Source organism: Porticoccus sp. GXU_MW_L64, assembly GCF_052983295.1.
Genome location: NZ_JBRKJK010000004.1, coordinates 54,206 through 68,061, shown reverse-complemented (window position 1 = coordinate 68,061; position 13,856 = coordinate 54,206). Strand labels below are relative to the sequence as shown.

The 13,856-nt window shown below is 56.9% G+C and carries 15 protein-coding genes; 5 read left to right on the top strand and 10 right to left on the bottom strand.

Annotated features, from left to right (window positions below):
* The first annotated feature begins 169 nt into the window (after positions 1 to 169).
* The 3 genes from ACVBEJ_RS03490 to ACVBEJ_RS03480 all read left to right on the top strand — a co-directional run bounded on the left by ACVBEJ_RS03490 (position 170) and on the right by ACVBEJ_RS03480 (position 2,920).
* Positions 170 to 631 (top strand): Lrp/AsnC family transcriptional regulator, encoded by a 462-nt coding sequence (locus tag ACVBEJ_RS03490; RefSeq protein WP_447128211.1) that lies wholly within the window; start codon positions 170 to 172, stop codon positions 629 to 631.
* A 28-nt stretch (positions 632 to 659) separates the two neighbouring features.
* Positions 660 to 1,589: a phenylacetic acid degradation operon negative regulatory protein PaaX gene (paaX, locus tag ACVBEJ_RS03485; protein WP_447128210.1), complete on the top strand. Its 930-nt coding sequence runs from the start codon at positions 660 to 662 to the stop codon at positions 1,587 to 1,589.
* A gap of 137 nt (positions 1,590 to 1,726) precedes the next feature.
* On the top strand, positions 1,727 to 2,920 hold the full coding sequence (locus tag ACVBEJ_RS03480) for an amino acid aminotransferase (protein WP_447128209.1): 1,194 nt from the start codon (positions 1,727 to 1,729) through the stop codon (positions 2,918 to 2,920).
* A gap of 74 nt (positions 2,921 to 2,994) precedes the next feature.
* Here ACVBEJ_RS03480 and ACVBEJ_RS03475 read toward each other — a convergent pair whose 3' ends face one another.
* From ACVBEJ_RS03475 to prmA, 7 genes are all read right to left on the bottom strand, one after another.
* Positions 2,995 to 3,150: a hypothetical protein gene (locus tag ACVBEJ_RS03475; protein ID WP_447128208.1), complete on the bottom strand. Its 156-nt coding sequence runs from the start codon at positions 3,148 to 3,150 to the stop codon at positions 2,995 to 2,997.
* 148 nt (positions 3,151 to 3,298) lie between these two features.
* Positions 3,299 to 4,582: a phosphoribosylamine--glycine ligase gene (gene purD, locus ACVBEJ_RS03470; RefSeq protein WP_447128207.1), complete on the bottom strand. Its 1,284-nt coding sequence runs from the start codon at positions 4,580 to 4,582 to the stop codon at positions 3,299 to 3,301.
* A 170-nt stretch (positions 4,583 to 4,752) separates the two neighbouring features.
* Entirely contained in the window at positions 4,753 to 6,327 is a 1,575-nt protein-coding gene (gene purH / locus ACVBEJ_RS03465) for a bifunctional phosphoribosylaminoimidazolecarboxamide formyltransferase/IMP cyclohydrolase (RefSeq protein ID WP_447128206.1), read from the bottom strand.
* A 146-nt stretch (positions 6,328 to 6,473) separates the two neighbouring features.
* On the bottom strand, positions 6,474 to 6,770 hold the full coding sequence (fis, locus tag ACVBEJ_RS03460; protein ID WP_447128205.1) for a DNA-binding transcriptional regulator Fis: 297 nt from the start codon (positions 6,768 to 6,770) through the stop codon (positions 6,474 to 6,476).
* A complete protein-coding gene (dusB, locus tag ACVBEJ_RS03455; protein WP_447128204.1) occupies positions 6,767 to 7,780 on the bottom strand; it encodes a tRNA dihydrouridine synthase DusB in 1,014 nt (337 codons plus the stop codon). Before dusB ends, fis begins: the two co-directional genes overlap by 4 nt.
* Positions 7,781 to 7,946: 166 nt before the next feature.
* Entirely contained in the window at positions 7,947 to 8,978 is a 1,032-nt protein-coding gene (locus tag ACVBEJ_RS03450; protein ID WP_447128203.1) for a DUF3426 domain-containing protein, read from the bottom strand.
* A 9-nt stretch (positions 8,979 to 8,987) separates the two neighbouring features.
* Positions 8,988 to 9,866, bottom strand: a complete 879-nt coding sequence (gene prmA, locus ACVBEJ_RS03445) for a 50S ribosomal protein L11 methyltransferase (RefSeq protein WP_447128202.1) — start codon at positions 9,864 to 9,866, stop codon at positions 8,988 to 8,990.
* Between the two features lie 81 nt (positions 9,867 to 9,947).
* On the opposite strand from prmA, the gene ACVBEJ_RS03440 reads away from it, so the two are divergent.
* Positions 9,948 to 10,592, top strand: a complete 645-nt coding sequence (locus tag ACVBEJ_RS03440) for a DUF3047 domain-containing protein (protein WP_447128201.1) — start codon at positions 9,948 to 9,950, stop codon at positions 10,590 to 10,592.
* A gap of 100 nt (positions 10,593 to 10,692) precedes the next feature.
* Here ACVBEJ_RS03440 and accC read toward each other — a convergent pair whose 3' ends face one another.
* The 3 genes from accC to aroQ are packed head-to-tail and all read right to left on the bottom strand — an operon-like array spanning position 10,693 to position 12,986.
* On the bottom strand, positions 10,693 to 12,033 hold the full coding sequence (accC, locus tag ACVBEJ_RS03435; protein ID WP_447128200.1) for an acetyl-CoA carboxylase biotin carboxylase subunit: 1,341 nt from the start codon (positions 12,031 to 12,033) through the stop codon (positions 10,693 to 10,695).
* Positions 12,034 to 12,065: 32 nt separating this feature from the next.
* A complete protein-coding gene (gene accB / locus ACVBEJ_RS03430; protein WP_447128199.1) occupies positions 12,066 to 12,518 on the bottom strand; it encodes an acetyl-CoA carboxylase biotin carboxyl carrier protein in 453 nt (150 codons plus the stop codon).
* A 24-nt stretch (positions 12,519 to 12,542) separates the two neighbouring features.
* On the bottom strand, positions 12,543 to 12,986 hold the full coding sequence (gene aroQ, locus ACVBEJ_RS03425) for a type II 3-dehydroquinate dehydratase (protein ID WP_447128198.1): 444 nt from the start codon (positions 12,984 to 12,986) through the stop codon (positions 12,543 to 12,545).
* Between the two features lie 434 nt (positions 12,987 to 13,420).
* Here aroQ and ACVBEJ_RS03420 point away from each other — a divergent pair, with 434 nt between their 5' ends.
* Entirely contained in the window at positions 13,421 to 13,849 is a 429-nt protein-coding gene (locus ACVBEJ_RS03420) for a copper chaperone PCu(A)C (protein WP_447128197.1), read from the top strand.
* Positions 13,850 to 13,856: the final 7 nt, after the last annotated feature.

Here is a 13,856-nt window from a genome sequence, read left to right as displayed (position 1 = left end):
CGAGCGTAGCGTGGCGATCCAGTGTCTTTGTCTTTTTAATTCCAGTGTGGCTACTGTATCGATTCGAACGGGAAATTGTTTTTCCTTATTGCTTGAATAAAGTACCAATAGGCAATAACCTTTCTTGTAAATTAATTTTTGAGAAAAGTTATTTCTTTGGCTATTGTTTATGGATAAGTACGACGCGCAAATACTGCACGAATTGCAGGTGGATGGCAGGCTGTCCAACCGTGACCTGGCGGAGCGTATTGCCCTGTCGCCGGCACCCTGTTGGCGGCGGGTCAAGCGACTGCAGGACGAAGGTTATATCGAGAGCTACAGTGCCCGTATTAACCACCGCAAACTGGGGCTGCAAATTATCGCCTTTGCGGAAGTGGTGCTGGAAAATCACCACCCGGAAACCATCGAGCAGTTTTTGCAGCAGGTCAGTGGCAACAAGGAAATTCTGGAGTGTCATTCGGTCACCGGGCAGTGCGACTATTTGCTGAAAATCGTCGCCCGGGATATGGAGGCCTACGAACAGTTTATGTCGTCGCGGCTGTTGGTGGTGCAGGGTATTCGCTCGGTAAATACACTGATTTCCATGCGCCAGAATAAACTCACCAGTGAATTGCCGGTTGGCGAGGTTTGATGCTGATGAAGCTGGACGGAATAGCGCCATGACCACAAACGCGGCCACGCAACTCAATCGCCTGCTGAGCGATTTTCGCCAGCGCCGCCCCTTGCGGGCGGGCTCGCTGATTGTCACTCTGTTTGGCGACACCGTTTCCCAGCACGGCAACAGCGTGTGGCTGGGCAGTGTAATCAGGGCGCTGGAGCCTTTTGGTCTCAACCAGCGCCTGGTGCGCACCGCGGTGTATCGGCTGGTGCAGGACGACTGGCTGTGCTCTGTTCAGGTGGGGCGCAAAAGTTTTTACCGTTTTACCGAATCCGGTTTGCGCCACTACCAGAAAGCCGCGCGCCGCATCTATGCCCCCGAACACAACAGCCAGCACGGTGACTGGTTGTTTGTTCACCACAATAACCTGCCAGAAAAACAGCGTGACTTGTTACGCAAAGAACTGCACTGGCTGGGTTTTGGCAACCTGTTCCCCGGTGTGATGGCCAAGCCCGGCGCCGACCGGTTATCGCTGGACGAAACCCTGGCTGAACTGGGCTTGCAGCAACAGGTGGTGGTAATGCGCAGCCAGCCCGACGATGGGGCATCCGCTGAACAGTTGAAAAGCCGGGTGTACGCCTGTTGGAATCTGGAACAGTTGGAACAGCAGTATCGCGCCATCTATGACGCTTTTTCTCCGCTGTTGAAACGCCTGGAAAACGGCGACAACCTGTTGTCAGAAGCGGCATTTCAGCTACGTACTCTGCTGATTCACGATTACCGGCGGCTGTTGTTAAAAGACGCCGAGTTGCCGGAATCCCTGTTGCCAGAAAACTGGGTGGGGCGCCAGGTGCACAGCCTGGTGGCAGACCTTTATCGCCATATTCAACGGGGCTCAGAACGCTATGTGGTGGCAGAGCTGGAAACCACCGATGGCCCCCTGCCTTCCGCCAGTAGCGACTACTTTGCGAGGTTTTGCCGGTCGCCGTGACCCCTGTCATCAAAGGGATACGTCTGGCGGTGAAAATCTGTTGCGGTTTCTCATTGCACGGCTGAAATTCCCGACTACAATATGTTTCCGGTTTCTTTGACTTTTTGGCATTCGCCGTACATACCCTGGACACAACCATGTTTGAAGCACTGCAAATACTTCCCCAAGACCCCATTCTCGGACTGATGGGTCAATTCCTGAAAGACGACAACCCCAACAAAGTTGATTTGGGCGTGGGTGTGTATAAAACCCCCCAGGGGCAAACCCCGATTCTCGATTCCGTCAAAGCGGCGGAAAAAATTCGCCTGCAAAGTGAAACCACCAAATCCTATATCGGTGGCCCAGGCGATGCGGTATTCAATAGCGAAATGCGCAAGCTGGCACTGGGTGAAGGCCACCCGGCGCTGCTGGCCAATCGCGTGGCTTCCATTCAGGCTCCCGGCGGCTGCGGTTCATTGCGTTTGGGTGGCGAACTGATCAACCGCGCCAGACCCGGTGCCAATATCTGGATGAGCAACCCCACCTGGGCCAATCATGTGCCCCTGTTTGGCGAGGCGGGCCTGAACATCAAAGAATATCCCTATTACGACCGCAGCACCTGCTCAGTGGCGTTCGCCGACATGATTGCCACCCTGGAGCGCGATGCCCAACCCGGTGATGTATTGCTGCTGCACGCCTGCTGCCACAATCCCTGCGGTGCCGACCTGAATCTGGAGCAGTGGGCACAAGTGGCCGACCTGTGTGTGGAAAAAGGGCTGATTCCCTTTGTCGATATGGCTTACCAGGGCTTCGGCGTGGGCCTGGATGAAGACGCCGCTGGCCTGCGTCTGATGGGCGAGCGGGTCAAGGAAATGTTCCTGTCGGTATCCTGCTCGAAAAACTTTGGTCTGTACCGGGAGCGTATCGGCATGCTGCTGGTAATTGGCGAAACTGCCCATGCCGCAGAAGCAGCAGGCAGCCAATTGATAAACATTGCCCGTGGCATCTGGTCCATGCCGCCCGCACACGGCGCCGCTATCGTGGCTGCCATTCTGTCGTCCACTGAACTGACCCAACAATGGCAGGGCGAAGTGGCAGAAATGCGCAACCGCATCAACGGCCTGCGCGCCCAGGCGGTGGCCAAACTCAACGCCGCCAGCAATGGCGCCGACTTCGGTTTTATCGAAAAAGAATTCGGTATGTTCTCGTTCCTGGGTATTACACCGGAGCAGGTGGCGCGCCTGAAAGACGAATTCAGCATTTACATGGTGGGTTCCAGCCGTATTAACGTGGCCGGGCTGAATGATGCCAATATGGATTATTTTGCGGAGTCGGTTTCCAAAGTTTTGTAGTCGGCAGGTGACAGATTACAGGTAAAAGCCGCGCTGCTTGCAGTGCGGTTTTTTTGGTTGGGTGTTTTCCGAATTTATGCCGCTTGCAGCCACTTCGCCATCTGCAGTCGACCCCAGTCGGTTACGTCGATCCAGTGGCTGTTTTTGTCTTTCGCCATGACTTTGCCGTGGTCCAGGCGGTGGGGGATTTTGTATTGTTCGAGAATGGCGGTCAGTTCGAAAATGCTCATGGCTATCTCTGGTTTTTTCAGCGTTACTGCTGAAAACGCTACACCCACTATTTTGCGGTCTTTTTTTGCATTTCTTTACTGAAAAAATAAAAGAACCCCATGCGCCAGGTGCATAGGGCTCTGTTGTGCATTTGCCGTGTTTGCGGTGCTATTGTTCCCGGGCGATGGCGCGGTAGGCAATATCGGTGCGGTATTCAACGCCGTTCCAATTGATTTGTTTGGTGAGGTTGTAGGCGTTGGCCTGCGCGTCGGAAACACTGTTGCCGAGGGCAGTGGCGCAAAGTACCCGACCGCCGCTGGTAACCACGTTGTCGCCGTCCATTTTGGTGCCGGCGTGGAATACTTTGCTGTCTGCGGTATTTTCAGCGGGCAGGCCGGTGATGATGTCGCCTTTGGCGTAGCTGCCCGGGTAACCGCCTGCGGCCAGTACCACACCCACGGCGGCGCGGCTGTCCCATTGGGTGGTTTTACTGTTTAGCTGGCCGTCGATAGCGGCCTGACACAGCTCCACCAGGTCCGATTGCAGGCGCATCATAATGGGCTGGGTTTCCGGGTCGCCAAAGCGACAGTTGTACTCGATCACTTTGGGTTGGCCCTGGGGATTGATCATCAGGCCGGCGTACAGAAAACCGGTGTAGCTGTTGCCCTCTGCCGCCATGCCGCGCACGGTGGGCAGGATGACCTGGTCCATAATACGCTGGTCAATTTCCGGAGTTACCACCGGGGCTGGTGAGTAGGCGCCCATACCGCCGGTGTTGGGGCCTTTGTCGCCGTTGTAGGCGCGCTTGTGATCCTGGCTGGTGGCCATGGGCAGCACGTTGTTGCCGTCCACCATAACAATAAAGCTGGCTTCTTCGCCGTCCAGAAATTCCTCAATCACCACCCGGCAACCGGCATCGCCAAAGGCGTTGCCGGACAACATGTCGCGCACTGCTTCTTCGGCTTGTTCCAGAGTTTCGGCAACGATCACGCCCTTGCCGGCGGCCAGACCATCGGCTTTCACCACAATGGGCGCGCCCATTGTGTGCAGGTAGGCGATGGCTTCGTCCATGTCGGTGAAATTGCCGTAAGCGGCGGTGGGAATATTGTGGCGAGCGAGAAAGTCTTTGGTGAACGCCTTGGAGCCTTCCAGCTGGGCGGCGCCCTGTGATGGGCCAAAACAGCGCAGGTTTTTCTCGGCGAAGAAATTCACAATGCCATCCACCAGAGGCGCTTCCGGGCCAACAATGGTCAGGCCACAGTTGTTGCTTTCGGCAAATTGCGCCAGCGCGTCAAAGTCCATTACGTCGATAGCGACGTTTTCCAGCTTTGCTTCCAGCGCAGTTCCGGCGTTGCCAGGGGCCACGTAAACGGTTTCTACGCCTGCTGATTGTGCGGCTTTCCACGCCAGGGCGTGTTCACGGCCACCGCTGCCGATTACGAGTATGTTCATCGTTTTAACTTTTGCTCTTTGTTCAATATGGATCCCGCTGCGTGGGGATGACGGCCCAACTGTCACCCTGAGGAGCGTAGCGACGTGAGGGTCTCATAGGTTGATAGTTGTGAGATCCTCACGTCGGCTGCGCCTCCTCAGGATGACGGGGGTGGTTAATGCCTACTTTATTAATGGCGAAAGTGCCGCATTCCTGTAAACACCATCGCCATGCCGTGTTCGTCCGCTGCGGCAATTACTTCGTCATCGCGCATGGAGCCGCCCGGTTGAATCACCGCGCTGATGCCCACCTTGGCGGCGTTGTCGATGCCGTCGCGAAACGGGAAGAAGGCGTCGGAGGCCATCACTGCGCCTTTTACTTCCAGGCCCGCGTGTTCGGCTTTGATGGCGGCGATGCGGGCGGAGTTGACGCGGCTCATCTGGCCGGCACCCACGCCGATGGTCTGGCCGTCTTTGCCGTAGATAATGGCGTTGGATTTCACCATTTTGGCCACTTTCCAGGCGAACAGCAGGTCGTCCATTTGCTCGTCAGTGGGGGCCACTTTGGTCACCACGTTCAGATCGTCTTTGCTCACCATGCCGTTGTCTTTTTCCTGGATCAGCAGGCCGCCATTGACGCGTTTGTAGTCGTAAGCGATTGGGCGGGCTCCCTGCCATTCTCCACAGGCCAGCAGGCGTACATTCTTTTTGGCGGCGACTGCTGCAACGGCGCCTTCTGAAACGGACGGTGCGATAATTACTTCCACAAATTGTTTGTCGACAATGGCCGCTGCGGTGTCTGCATCCAGTTCGCGGTTAAAAGCGATAATGCCGCCAAAGGCGGATTCCGGGTCGGTGGCAAAGGCCAGTTGGTAGGCGGTTTTGATGTCGCCGGATACGGCCACGCCGCAGGGGTTGGCGTGTTTGACGATGACACAGGCGGGTTCGTCAAACAGCTTGACGGTTTCCAGGGCGGCATCGGTGTCGGCCACGTTGTTGAACGACAGTTCTTTGCCTTGCAGCTGGGTGGCGGTGGATACCGAGGCTTCGGCGGGTTCTGCCTCTTTAAAGAAGGCGGCTTTCTGGTGAGGGTTTTCGCCGTAGCGCATGTCCTGGGCTTTCAGGTATTGCACGTTGTAGGTGTCGGGGAAGTCGCGCTTTTGGTTTTGTGTGTTGCGAGCACCAAAGTGGTTGGCGATCATGCCGTCGTACATGGCGGTGTGTTCAAAGGCTTTTACCATCAGGCCATAGCGGGTTTCGTAGCCCAGTGCGCCGTGGTTTTCTTGCATCTCCGCCAGTACGGAAGCGTAGTCGCTGGCGTTGACCACGATGGCCACGTCTTTGTGGTTTTTGGCGGCGGAGCGCACCATGGTGGGGCCGCCAATGTCGATGTTTTCAATGGCGGTGGGCAGGTCGCAGTTGGGGTCGGCTACGGTTGCTTTGAACGGGTACAGGTTGACTACCACCATGTCGATTGGCTGAATGCCGTGCTCGGCCATCACGCCATCGTCTTTGCCGCGACGACCGAGAATGCCGCCGTGCACCTTCGGGTGCAGGGTTTTTACCCGGCCATCCATCATCTCCGGGAAGTCGGTGTAGTCCGATACTTCGATGGCGGCTACACCGTTTTCGGTGAGCAGGCGAAAGGTGCCGCCGGTGGACAGTATTTCAACCCCTTGGGCGGTCAACGCCTGGGCAAATTCAACAATACCGGTTTTGTCGGAAACGCTGATCAGGGCGCGTTTTATGGTGGTTAGGTCGGTCATTGGGTGGTGGTCCTGTAGAGGCGTATGCGGAGATTTGTGTGTTTATTTTCCGTTATCGCGAAGGAGCGTAGCGACTGCGGCGATCTCAGGCCTGGTACTCCGAGTTCCGGAGATCGCCGCGCTGCGCTCGCGATGACGGGGTGCTGTTACAACAAATCGTGTTGTTTGAGTTTTTTGCGCAGAGTGCCGCGATTCAGCCCCAAAATCTGTGCCGCTTTGCTCTGATTGTTGCGGGTGTAGGCCATCACGGTTTCCAGCAATGGTTGCTCTACCTCGCTGATCACCAGGTCGTACAGGCCGGTGGTCATCTGGCCGTCAAGACATTCAAAAAAATGTTGCAGGGCATATTCCGTGCAATAGCGCAGCGATTCGTGTTCGTGTGGCTGATGGCCATCGGTGGCCGCTTCGCTGTCGGCCTGTATGGTGAAGGTGTCGGGGGTCATGCAACTTGTTCCTGCATCGGTTCCATTGGAGAGAGCGGTTGAATAAAGAGTTGGTTTAAAAAGTCCAGCTGTTGTCGGCTTTCGGTGAGCCCGTTAAAGCGGGCGCGCAACGATTTTTGCAGATCGGAGGCGTACTGGCTTGAGGCCAGATACCAGCCCAGGTGTTTGCGCGCAATTCGCACACCCATATAGTCGCCATAGTGGTCGTACAGGCCGTTGATGTGCCGCAACAAAATGTCTTTTACTTCCTGTGGCTGTGGCCCTGCCAGTTCGCGGCCGGTGGCGAGGAAGTGGTTTATCTCGCGGAATATCCACGGCCGCCCCTGAGCGCTGCGGCCAATCATCACGGCGGCTGCACCGGTGTGATCGAGCACCTGGCGCGCCTTTTGGGGCGAGTCGATATCGCCGTTGGCAATGACCGGAATAGTCACTGCATCGACAATACTGGCGATGGTGTCGTATTCCGCGTTGCCCAAAAATCGGCAGGCGCGAGTGCGGCCGTGTACTGTCAGCGCGGCAACGCCGCACTGCTCTGCAAGCCGGGCAATGGCGACGCCGTTGCGCTGTTGCGGGTTGGTGCCGGTACGGATTTTCAGGGTCACCGGCACGTTCACGGCAGCAACCACCGCGCGGAGTATTTCTTCCACCAGGGGTTGGTCTTGCAAAAGCGCGGAGCCGGCGGCTTTTTTACACACTTTTTTGGCCGGGCAGCCCATATTGATGTCGACGATTTGAGCACCCAACTCTACGTTGGCTTTGGCGGCTGCGGCCATCATGCTCGGTTCCGCACCGGCAATTTGCACCGCGCGGGGTTCTGGTTCGTGGCGGTGAATCAAGCGCTGCTGTGACTTGCGGCTGTTCCACAGGCTGATGTCGGAAGTCACCATTTCCGCCACTACCAGGCCCGCCCCGAGTTCGCGACACAGTTGTCGGAATGGCAGGTCGGTCACTCCCGCCATGGGCGCGAGTACGGTGGGGTTGGGAATTGTGTATGGGCCGATTTGGAGCACGTTGTTTGGCGTCAATTGTTTAATTATTGAGCAGCCCCGGGAGGGGGCGGTAATGATACTCGCAATGGTCGGCGGGAATAAAGGGAAATTGGTTGTTTTTTAGACGACCGCTGCATGCTTGAGGTTCGGGATTCTTCGCTGCGCTCAGAATGACAGGATGTTGAAATTATTTGGTGACCAACAGTTGGTAGCTGGTGGCGTCCGGTCCGGGGTCGGCCAGTTCCAGGCGGATGCGTACTGGCCGCCTGGGGGGGAACAACGTGCGGGATTGCATCTCCCCGTGCAGGTATTCCTCGGGCCTGAACTGGCGCTGGGCCATGGTCTGACCGTTGAGGTTGCTGAAGGTCAGCAGCAGCTGTGGCAGTGGCTGGGGGAAGTCGGCGTGATTTTCGATCACCGCTTCCACCAGCAGAGCATTGGTTTGGGAGGGGTGGCTGCTAACCATCAGGTGACTGGGCTTGATTTTGCTGAGGTCTGTTTGCGCCGGTACCTTGCAGCCGGTTATCTGGCACAGGGTTTCCAGCCAGGGCCGGTATTGCGGGTTTTTGGCCAGACTGTTGGTGTTGAAGTGGGCGTATTGCAGTGGCAACAGTGTTATGGCCAGCAGGCAGGCAATGGCCCACAGCGGGTTGCGTTTGGGTTTTGAGGTTGGCGTGCCGAAGGGGGAGTCGTCAAGGGATTCTGTATGAATGGACTCTGTGGCGAGGTCGGGTTCGTCACTGGCCTGCTCGCTGATTTCGCCCTGATATTCCTGTTCCGGCTCCTGCTGGTCGCAACCCATTTCAATCACAGAGCCATCGCTGTCGCAGCCCAGGGGGGTAATGGCTTGTGGCGCTTGTTCTGGCTGCTCTTGGGGCTGGTGGGTGAGTTTGGGGCGCTCCTCGGCGGGGGGCAGCGACAGGGGCGGTTGTTGTTCTGGTATTTGTGGGCCTTCTGCCGCAGGCTGTTCGGGTTCGGGTTTGCTTGTACTGTCTGTCTCCAGATCAAGCAGTGACGTGTCCATCTGATCGTGAATCAGCAGGTCGTCTTCTGTGGCAGGGGTGGATTCTGGCGTTGCCAGGGGCAGCTCAAAATAGCTGCGGGCGTCGAAGATGGTCAGGCAGGCGCCGCAGCGCACCTTGCCCGCTGCCAGTTGCAGTTGGTCGTCGCACACCTGAAAGGCGATGGCGCAGGCGGGGCAGCGGGTGATGTAATCCATGGGGCGATTCTATTCCTTTGTGGCGCTGAGGCGAACCCATTCATCCTGGCTTTCGCCGGGTTGGAAGTCGAACTGGTCCACGTAGGCGTTCATCACTTGCTGTTGCTGGCTGTCGATCAGCCCGGCCATGCACAGCAGGCCGCCACTGCGGGTATGCCCGGAAATAATCTCGGCCAGTTCAATCAGCGGGGCGGCGAGAATATTGGCTACCACCACATCCGCTTGCAGTTGCGGCTGTTCGCCGGGCAGGGCAGTAATCAGTCGCGCGGGGTCGATGCCGTTGCGCTGGCCGTTGTCGGCGGTGGCCAGTAGTGCCTGGGGGTCGTTGTCGATGGCGATCACCTTTTCAGCACCCAACAGCAGCGCAGCAATACCGAGAATGCCGGAGCCACAGCCGTAATCCACAACGGTTTTACCCGCCAGGTCGAGGCCGTCCAGCCACTTCAGGCACAGGTAGGTGGTGGGGTGGGTGCCGGTGCCAAATGCCAGCCCGGGGTCGAGCATCAGGTTAACGGCGCTTTGCTGCGGTGGCTGTAGCCAGCTTGGGCATATCCACAGGCGCTGGCCGCACTGGATGGGTTGGTAGTTGTCCATCCAGGTGCGTTCCCAGTCTTTGTCTTCGAGAATTTCCCAGCGGTGTTTGGGCAGGTCGGTGCCATAGTGGGCAGTGGCTTGCACTGTTGCCAGGGCGGTGTCGGTGTCGGCGTTGAATAATCCCATCAGCCGAATATTGTCCCACAGTGGCGTTTCGCCCACGCCGGGTTCCAGGATGGGGTTGTCTTCCAGGTCTTGCAGGGTCACCGATACGGCACCAGCGTCCAGCAGTGCGTCTTCAAGGGCTTCCACGGCGTTGCGGTGGGTGTCCAGTTTCAGTTGTAGCCAGCTCATGGTTTCTCAATGTTGGAGGGTGGAACGGCGCTGCCGGTTCAGGGTCAGAAATGTCTGACTCGCATTATGGGAGATTAGTGAGTGACGTGCATCAGAGTTTTTGTGGCGATGGCGGTGTTGGTTTTGCTGGCGGCTTGCGCCAGCCGTCAGCCCGGTGACGATACAGCGGGTTTTTGGGGGGATCTGTCCCAATGGCAGCGCCAGTCTTTTCAGGGGCAGACGGATTACAAGGTGGTTGAGCTGGATGGCCGCCGGGTTTTGCAGGCCAGTACATCGGGCAGTGCATCGGCCCTGTTTCGGGAGCGGGAGATCGACCTGAATGACACCCCGTATCTGAACTGGCAATGGCGGGTGGACAATGTTTACGACATCGACAACCCCCATCAAAAAGTCGGCGACGATTATCCGGCGCGGGTGTATGTGGTGGTCAAGTTAAGCCCATTCCCGTGGGATACCAAGGCTTTGAATTATGTGTGGTGCAATAAACCCACGGAACTGGATTCCTGGCAAAGTCCGTTCACTAAAAATGCGGTGATGATTCCAGTGCGCTGTGGCGACGAGGGGTTGGGCCAGTGGCACAGTGAGCGGGTAAATGTGGCGGCGGATTTCCAACGTTACTTTGGCCGTTCTTTTGATACGGCCCACGGCGTGGCGATAATGTCGGATTCCGATAATGGCGGAGGTTCGGCGCGGGCGTATTACGGGGAGATTGTGTTTGGTCGGTAGTTGTGATGGCCGCAGGTCGCACGTCTGATGTGCGGCCACTCAATCCTTAGGCGTAAAAAAGCCGACCCTTGACGGTCGGCTTTTAAGGAAGCGTGAAGCCTTACAACCCCAGCTTTTTCTCCAGGTAGTGAATATTCACGCAGCCTTTTATAAATTCCGCGTCGTTCACCAGATCTTTTTGCAGATCGATATTGGTTTTAATGCCTTCAATAATCAGCTCGTCCAGGGCGTTGTTCATGCGCTTGAGGGCGTTTTCGCGATCTTTGCCGTAGGTGATGACCTTGGCAATCATCGAGTCGTAGTGGGGCGGTACGCTGTAGCCGCTGTACAGGTGTGAATCCACACGAATACCAAAGCCGCCCGGGGCATGGAAATTGGTGATTTTGCCGGGGCTGGGCATAAAGGTTCTGGCGTCTTCCGCGTTGATACGGCATTCGAAAGCGTGGCCGCGGAAAATCACTTCGTCCTGGGTGAAGCTGAGCTTCTCACCACTGGCGATGCGCAGCTGTTCCTTGATGATGTCCACGCCGGTAATCATTTCCGATACCGGGTGTTCCACCTGTACGCGGGTGTTCATTTCAATAAAGTAGAAACGCTCGTTTTCGTACAGGAATTCGAAGGTGCCGGCGCCCTTGTAGCCAATGTCGATACAGGCCTGGGTGCAGGATTTGTACACTTCTTGGCGAATGTGGTCGGGAATACCCGGCGCTGGCGCTTCTTCCAAGACCTTCTGGTGGCGGCGCTGCAGGGAGCAGTCGCGGTCGCCCAGGTGAATGGCGTTGCCCTGGCCATCCGCCAGCACCTGCACTTCCACATGGCGCGGGGTGGTGAGGAATTTTTCCATATACACCGTGTCGTCGCCAAAGGCAGTGCGCGCTTCGGATTTGGTGACCTGGATGGCATTGATCAGGTGCGCTTCGGTGTGCACGGTGCGCATGCCGCGGCCACCACCGCCAGCGGCGGCCTTGATGATCACCGGGTAACCGATCTCGGAGGCAATGCGCAGGCTGCGCTCGTTGTCACCATCCAGCGGGCCATTGGAGCCGGGTACGGTGGGTACGCCGGCTTTTTTCATGGCGTCGATGGCGGCTACCTTGTCGCCCATAATGCGAATTACATCGGCGCTGGGGCCAATAAAGGTAAAGCCGCTGTTCTCCACCTGTTCGGCAAAGTCGGCGTTTTCCGCCAAAAAGCCGTAGCCCGGATGCACCGCCACCGCATCGGTGACTTCCATGGCGCTGATGATGCTCGGTACGTTCAGGTAGCTGTCGGTGGAGGGGTTGGGGCCGATGCAGACAGACTCATCCGCCAGGCGCACGTGCTTGAGCTCGGCGTCTGCCTTGGAATGCACAGCAACGGTTTTGATGCCCAGCTCTTTACAGGCGCGCAGAATGCGCAGGGCAATTTCGCCACGGTTGGCGATTAACACTTTTTCCAGCATGGTGTGTTCCCGCTGTTGTTGGGTGGCGTCAGTCAGACGATGGTGACCATCGGCTGGTCAAATTCTACCGGCTCGCCGTCTTCCACCAAAATGGCACCGATGGTGCCGGATTTGTCGGCCTCGATCTGGTTCATCATCTTCATGGCTTCCACAATGCAGATAACGTCGCCAGCTTTCACGCTTTTACCCACTTCGCAGAACGCCGGAGCCCCCGGAGCCGGTGAGCGATAGAAGGTGCCCACCATGGGTGAGAGTACCGCGTGGCCTTCTGGCTCGGCGGCAGCGGGTGCCTCTGCTGCTGGGGCAGGTGCCGGAACAGGGGCGGCGGCTACCGGGGCGACAGGCGCTGCGGCAGCTACTGGTACGGCGGCGACCGGGCCGCCACGACTGATGCGCACGGATTCTTCGCCTTCGACGATTTCCAGCTCACCGATGTCGGATTCTTCGAGCAGCTCGATCAGTTTTTTAATTTTTCGAATGTCCATGTTGGATCCCGTTGCTGTTGATAGTTAGCTATCGCCGAGTTTGTCGAATGCCGCCTGTAGTGCCAGCTGATAGCTGTTGGCGCCAAAGCCGCAGACAACGCCGTCGGCAATGTCTGAAAAATAGGAGTGCTTGCGGAAGGATTCCCGGCTGTGCACATTGGACAGGTGCACTTCAATAAAGGGAATGGCGACTGCCAGCAATGCATCCCGCAGCGCCACACTGGTGTGGGTAAAGGCGGCGGGATTAAACAGAATATAGTTGACGCCCTCTTGGGCTGCGTCCTGAATGCGCTCGATCAGCTCATATTCGGCGTTGCTTTGCAGGGTCAGCAGGTGGTGGCCATGGGCCCGGCACTGCTCGGTGAGTTGCTGGTTGATACTGTTCAGAGTGTCCGCCCCGTACACATCGGGCTCGCGGCTGCCAAGCAGGTTCAGATTGGGGCCGTGAAGTACCAGAATGGTTGCCATAGTCGGTTGCCTGGGCCGGTGTTTTCAGGGGTAGTGATACAGGTTTGTTGCGGAAGTCTGCACCAAAATGGACGTTGTGTCCAATTGTTTGCCGATTTCTTTGGGGTTCGCAGACAATCGCTGCACGATAGAGCATATATCTCGGCATTAAGTGATTTTTGTTGTGCTGAAGCTGCCTGTTTTGACCTGTTCCATGCACGTTGCCGACAAATCAGCGCTGATCTGGCTTTGTTGAGGCAAGTTGCAAAACTTTGCGCTCATCATGCAGAAAAAGGTCGCTAAAAGTGGGCAACTTGAAGGCTGTGTTTGTCCTGCAAGATGCAGTCTGAAAATCTTGTCAAATTTGCTGCTTTTGGCGGTAGGGGCCGGGGTGGATTTCCTGCTATAGTCCTTGCAAACCGTTTCTTGAAAAATACCTTGAGAATATCCAGATTATGAAAGCATTTTTCTCTGTTTTGGGGCTGCTGATGGCCACATCAGTGATGGCAGAAAGCCACTCCGTCACCGTATCCGATGCCTATGTGCGCGCTATGCCCCCAGGGCGCACCGTTACCGCGGGCTTTTTTGAAATCGCCAATAACGGTGACCGCGATTGTCGCCTGGTGGCGGCGAAAACCGACATTGCCGGTGCCACCGAGCTACACACCCATATCCATAAAGATGGCAAGATGAGAATGCGCCGGGTGCCCGGTGTCGATGTGCCCGCCGGTGAGCAGTTGTCGTTCAAGCCCGGTGGCCTGCATGTGATGTTGTTTCGCGTGCGCCCGTTAAAGGATGCTGAGCCGGTGGAAATGGTGTTGGAATTTGCCGACTGTGAGCCTGTAGTGGTGCAGGCCGAAGTGCGCAGTATCAAGCGTAAATAAGGTTGTC

Coding starts and splice junctions, on each gene's coding strand:
- prmA (WP_447128202.1), bottom strand. CDS start 9,866: ATGAGCTGGCTACAACTGAAACTGGACACCCACCGCAACGCCGTGGAA.
- paaX (WP_447128210.1), top strand. CDS start 660: ATGACCACAAACGCGGCCACGCAACTCAATCGCCTGCTGAGCGATTTT.
- purD (WP_447128207.1), bottom strand. CDS start 4,582: ATGAACATACTCGTAATCGGCAGCGGTGGCCGTGAACACGCCCTGGCG.
- accB (WP_447128199.1), bottom strand. CDS start 12,518: ATGGACATTCGAAAAATTAAAAAACTGATCGAGCTGCTCGAAGAATCC.
- ACVBEJ_RS03475 (WP_447128208.1), bottom strand. CDS start 3,150: ATGAGCATTTTCGAACTGACCGCCATTCTCGAACAATACAAAATCCCC.
- ACVBEJ_RS03420 (WP_447128197.1), top strand. CDS start 13,421: ATGAAAGCATTTTTCTCTGTTTTGGGGCTGCTGATGGCCACATCAGTG.
- ACVBEJ_RS03480 (WP_447128209.1), top strand. CDS start 1,727: ATGTTTGAAGCACTGCAAATACTTCCCCAAGACCCCATTCTCGGACTG.
- purH (WP_447128206.1), bottom strand. CDS start 6,327: ATGACCGACCTAACCACCATAAAACGCGCCCTGATCAGCGTTTCCGAC.
- ACVBEJ_RS03490 (WP_447128211.1), top strand. CDS start 170: ATGGATAAGTACGACGCGCAAATACTGCACGAATTGCAGGTGGATGGC.
- ACVBEJ_RS03450 (WP_447128203.1), bottom strand. CDS start 8,978: ATGGATTACATCACCCGCTGCCCCGCCTGCGCCATCGCCTTTCAGGTG.
- fis (WP_447128205.1), bottom strand. CDS start 6,770: ATGACCCCCGACACCTTCACCATACAGGCCGACAGCGAAGCGGCCACC.
- aroQ (WP_447128198.1), bottom strand. CDS start 12,986: ATGGCAACCATTCTGGTACTTCACGGCCCCAATCTGAACCTGCTTGGC.
- accC (WP_447128200.1), bottom strand. CDS start 12,033: ATGCTGGAAAAAGTGTTAATCGCCAACCGTGGCGAAATTGCCCTGCGC.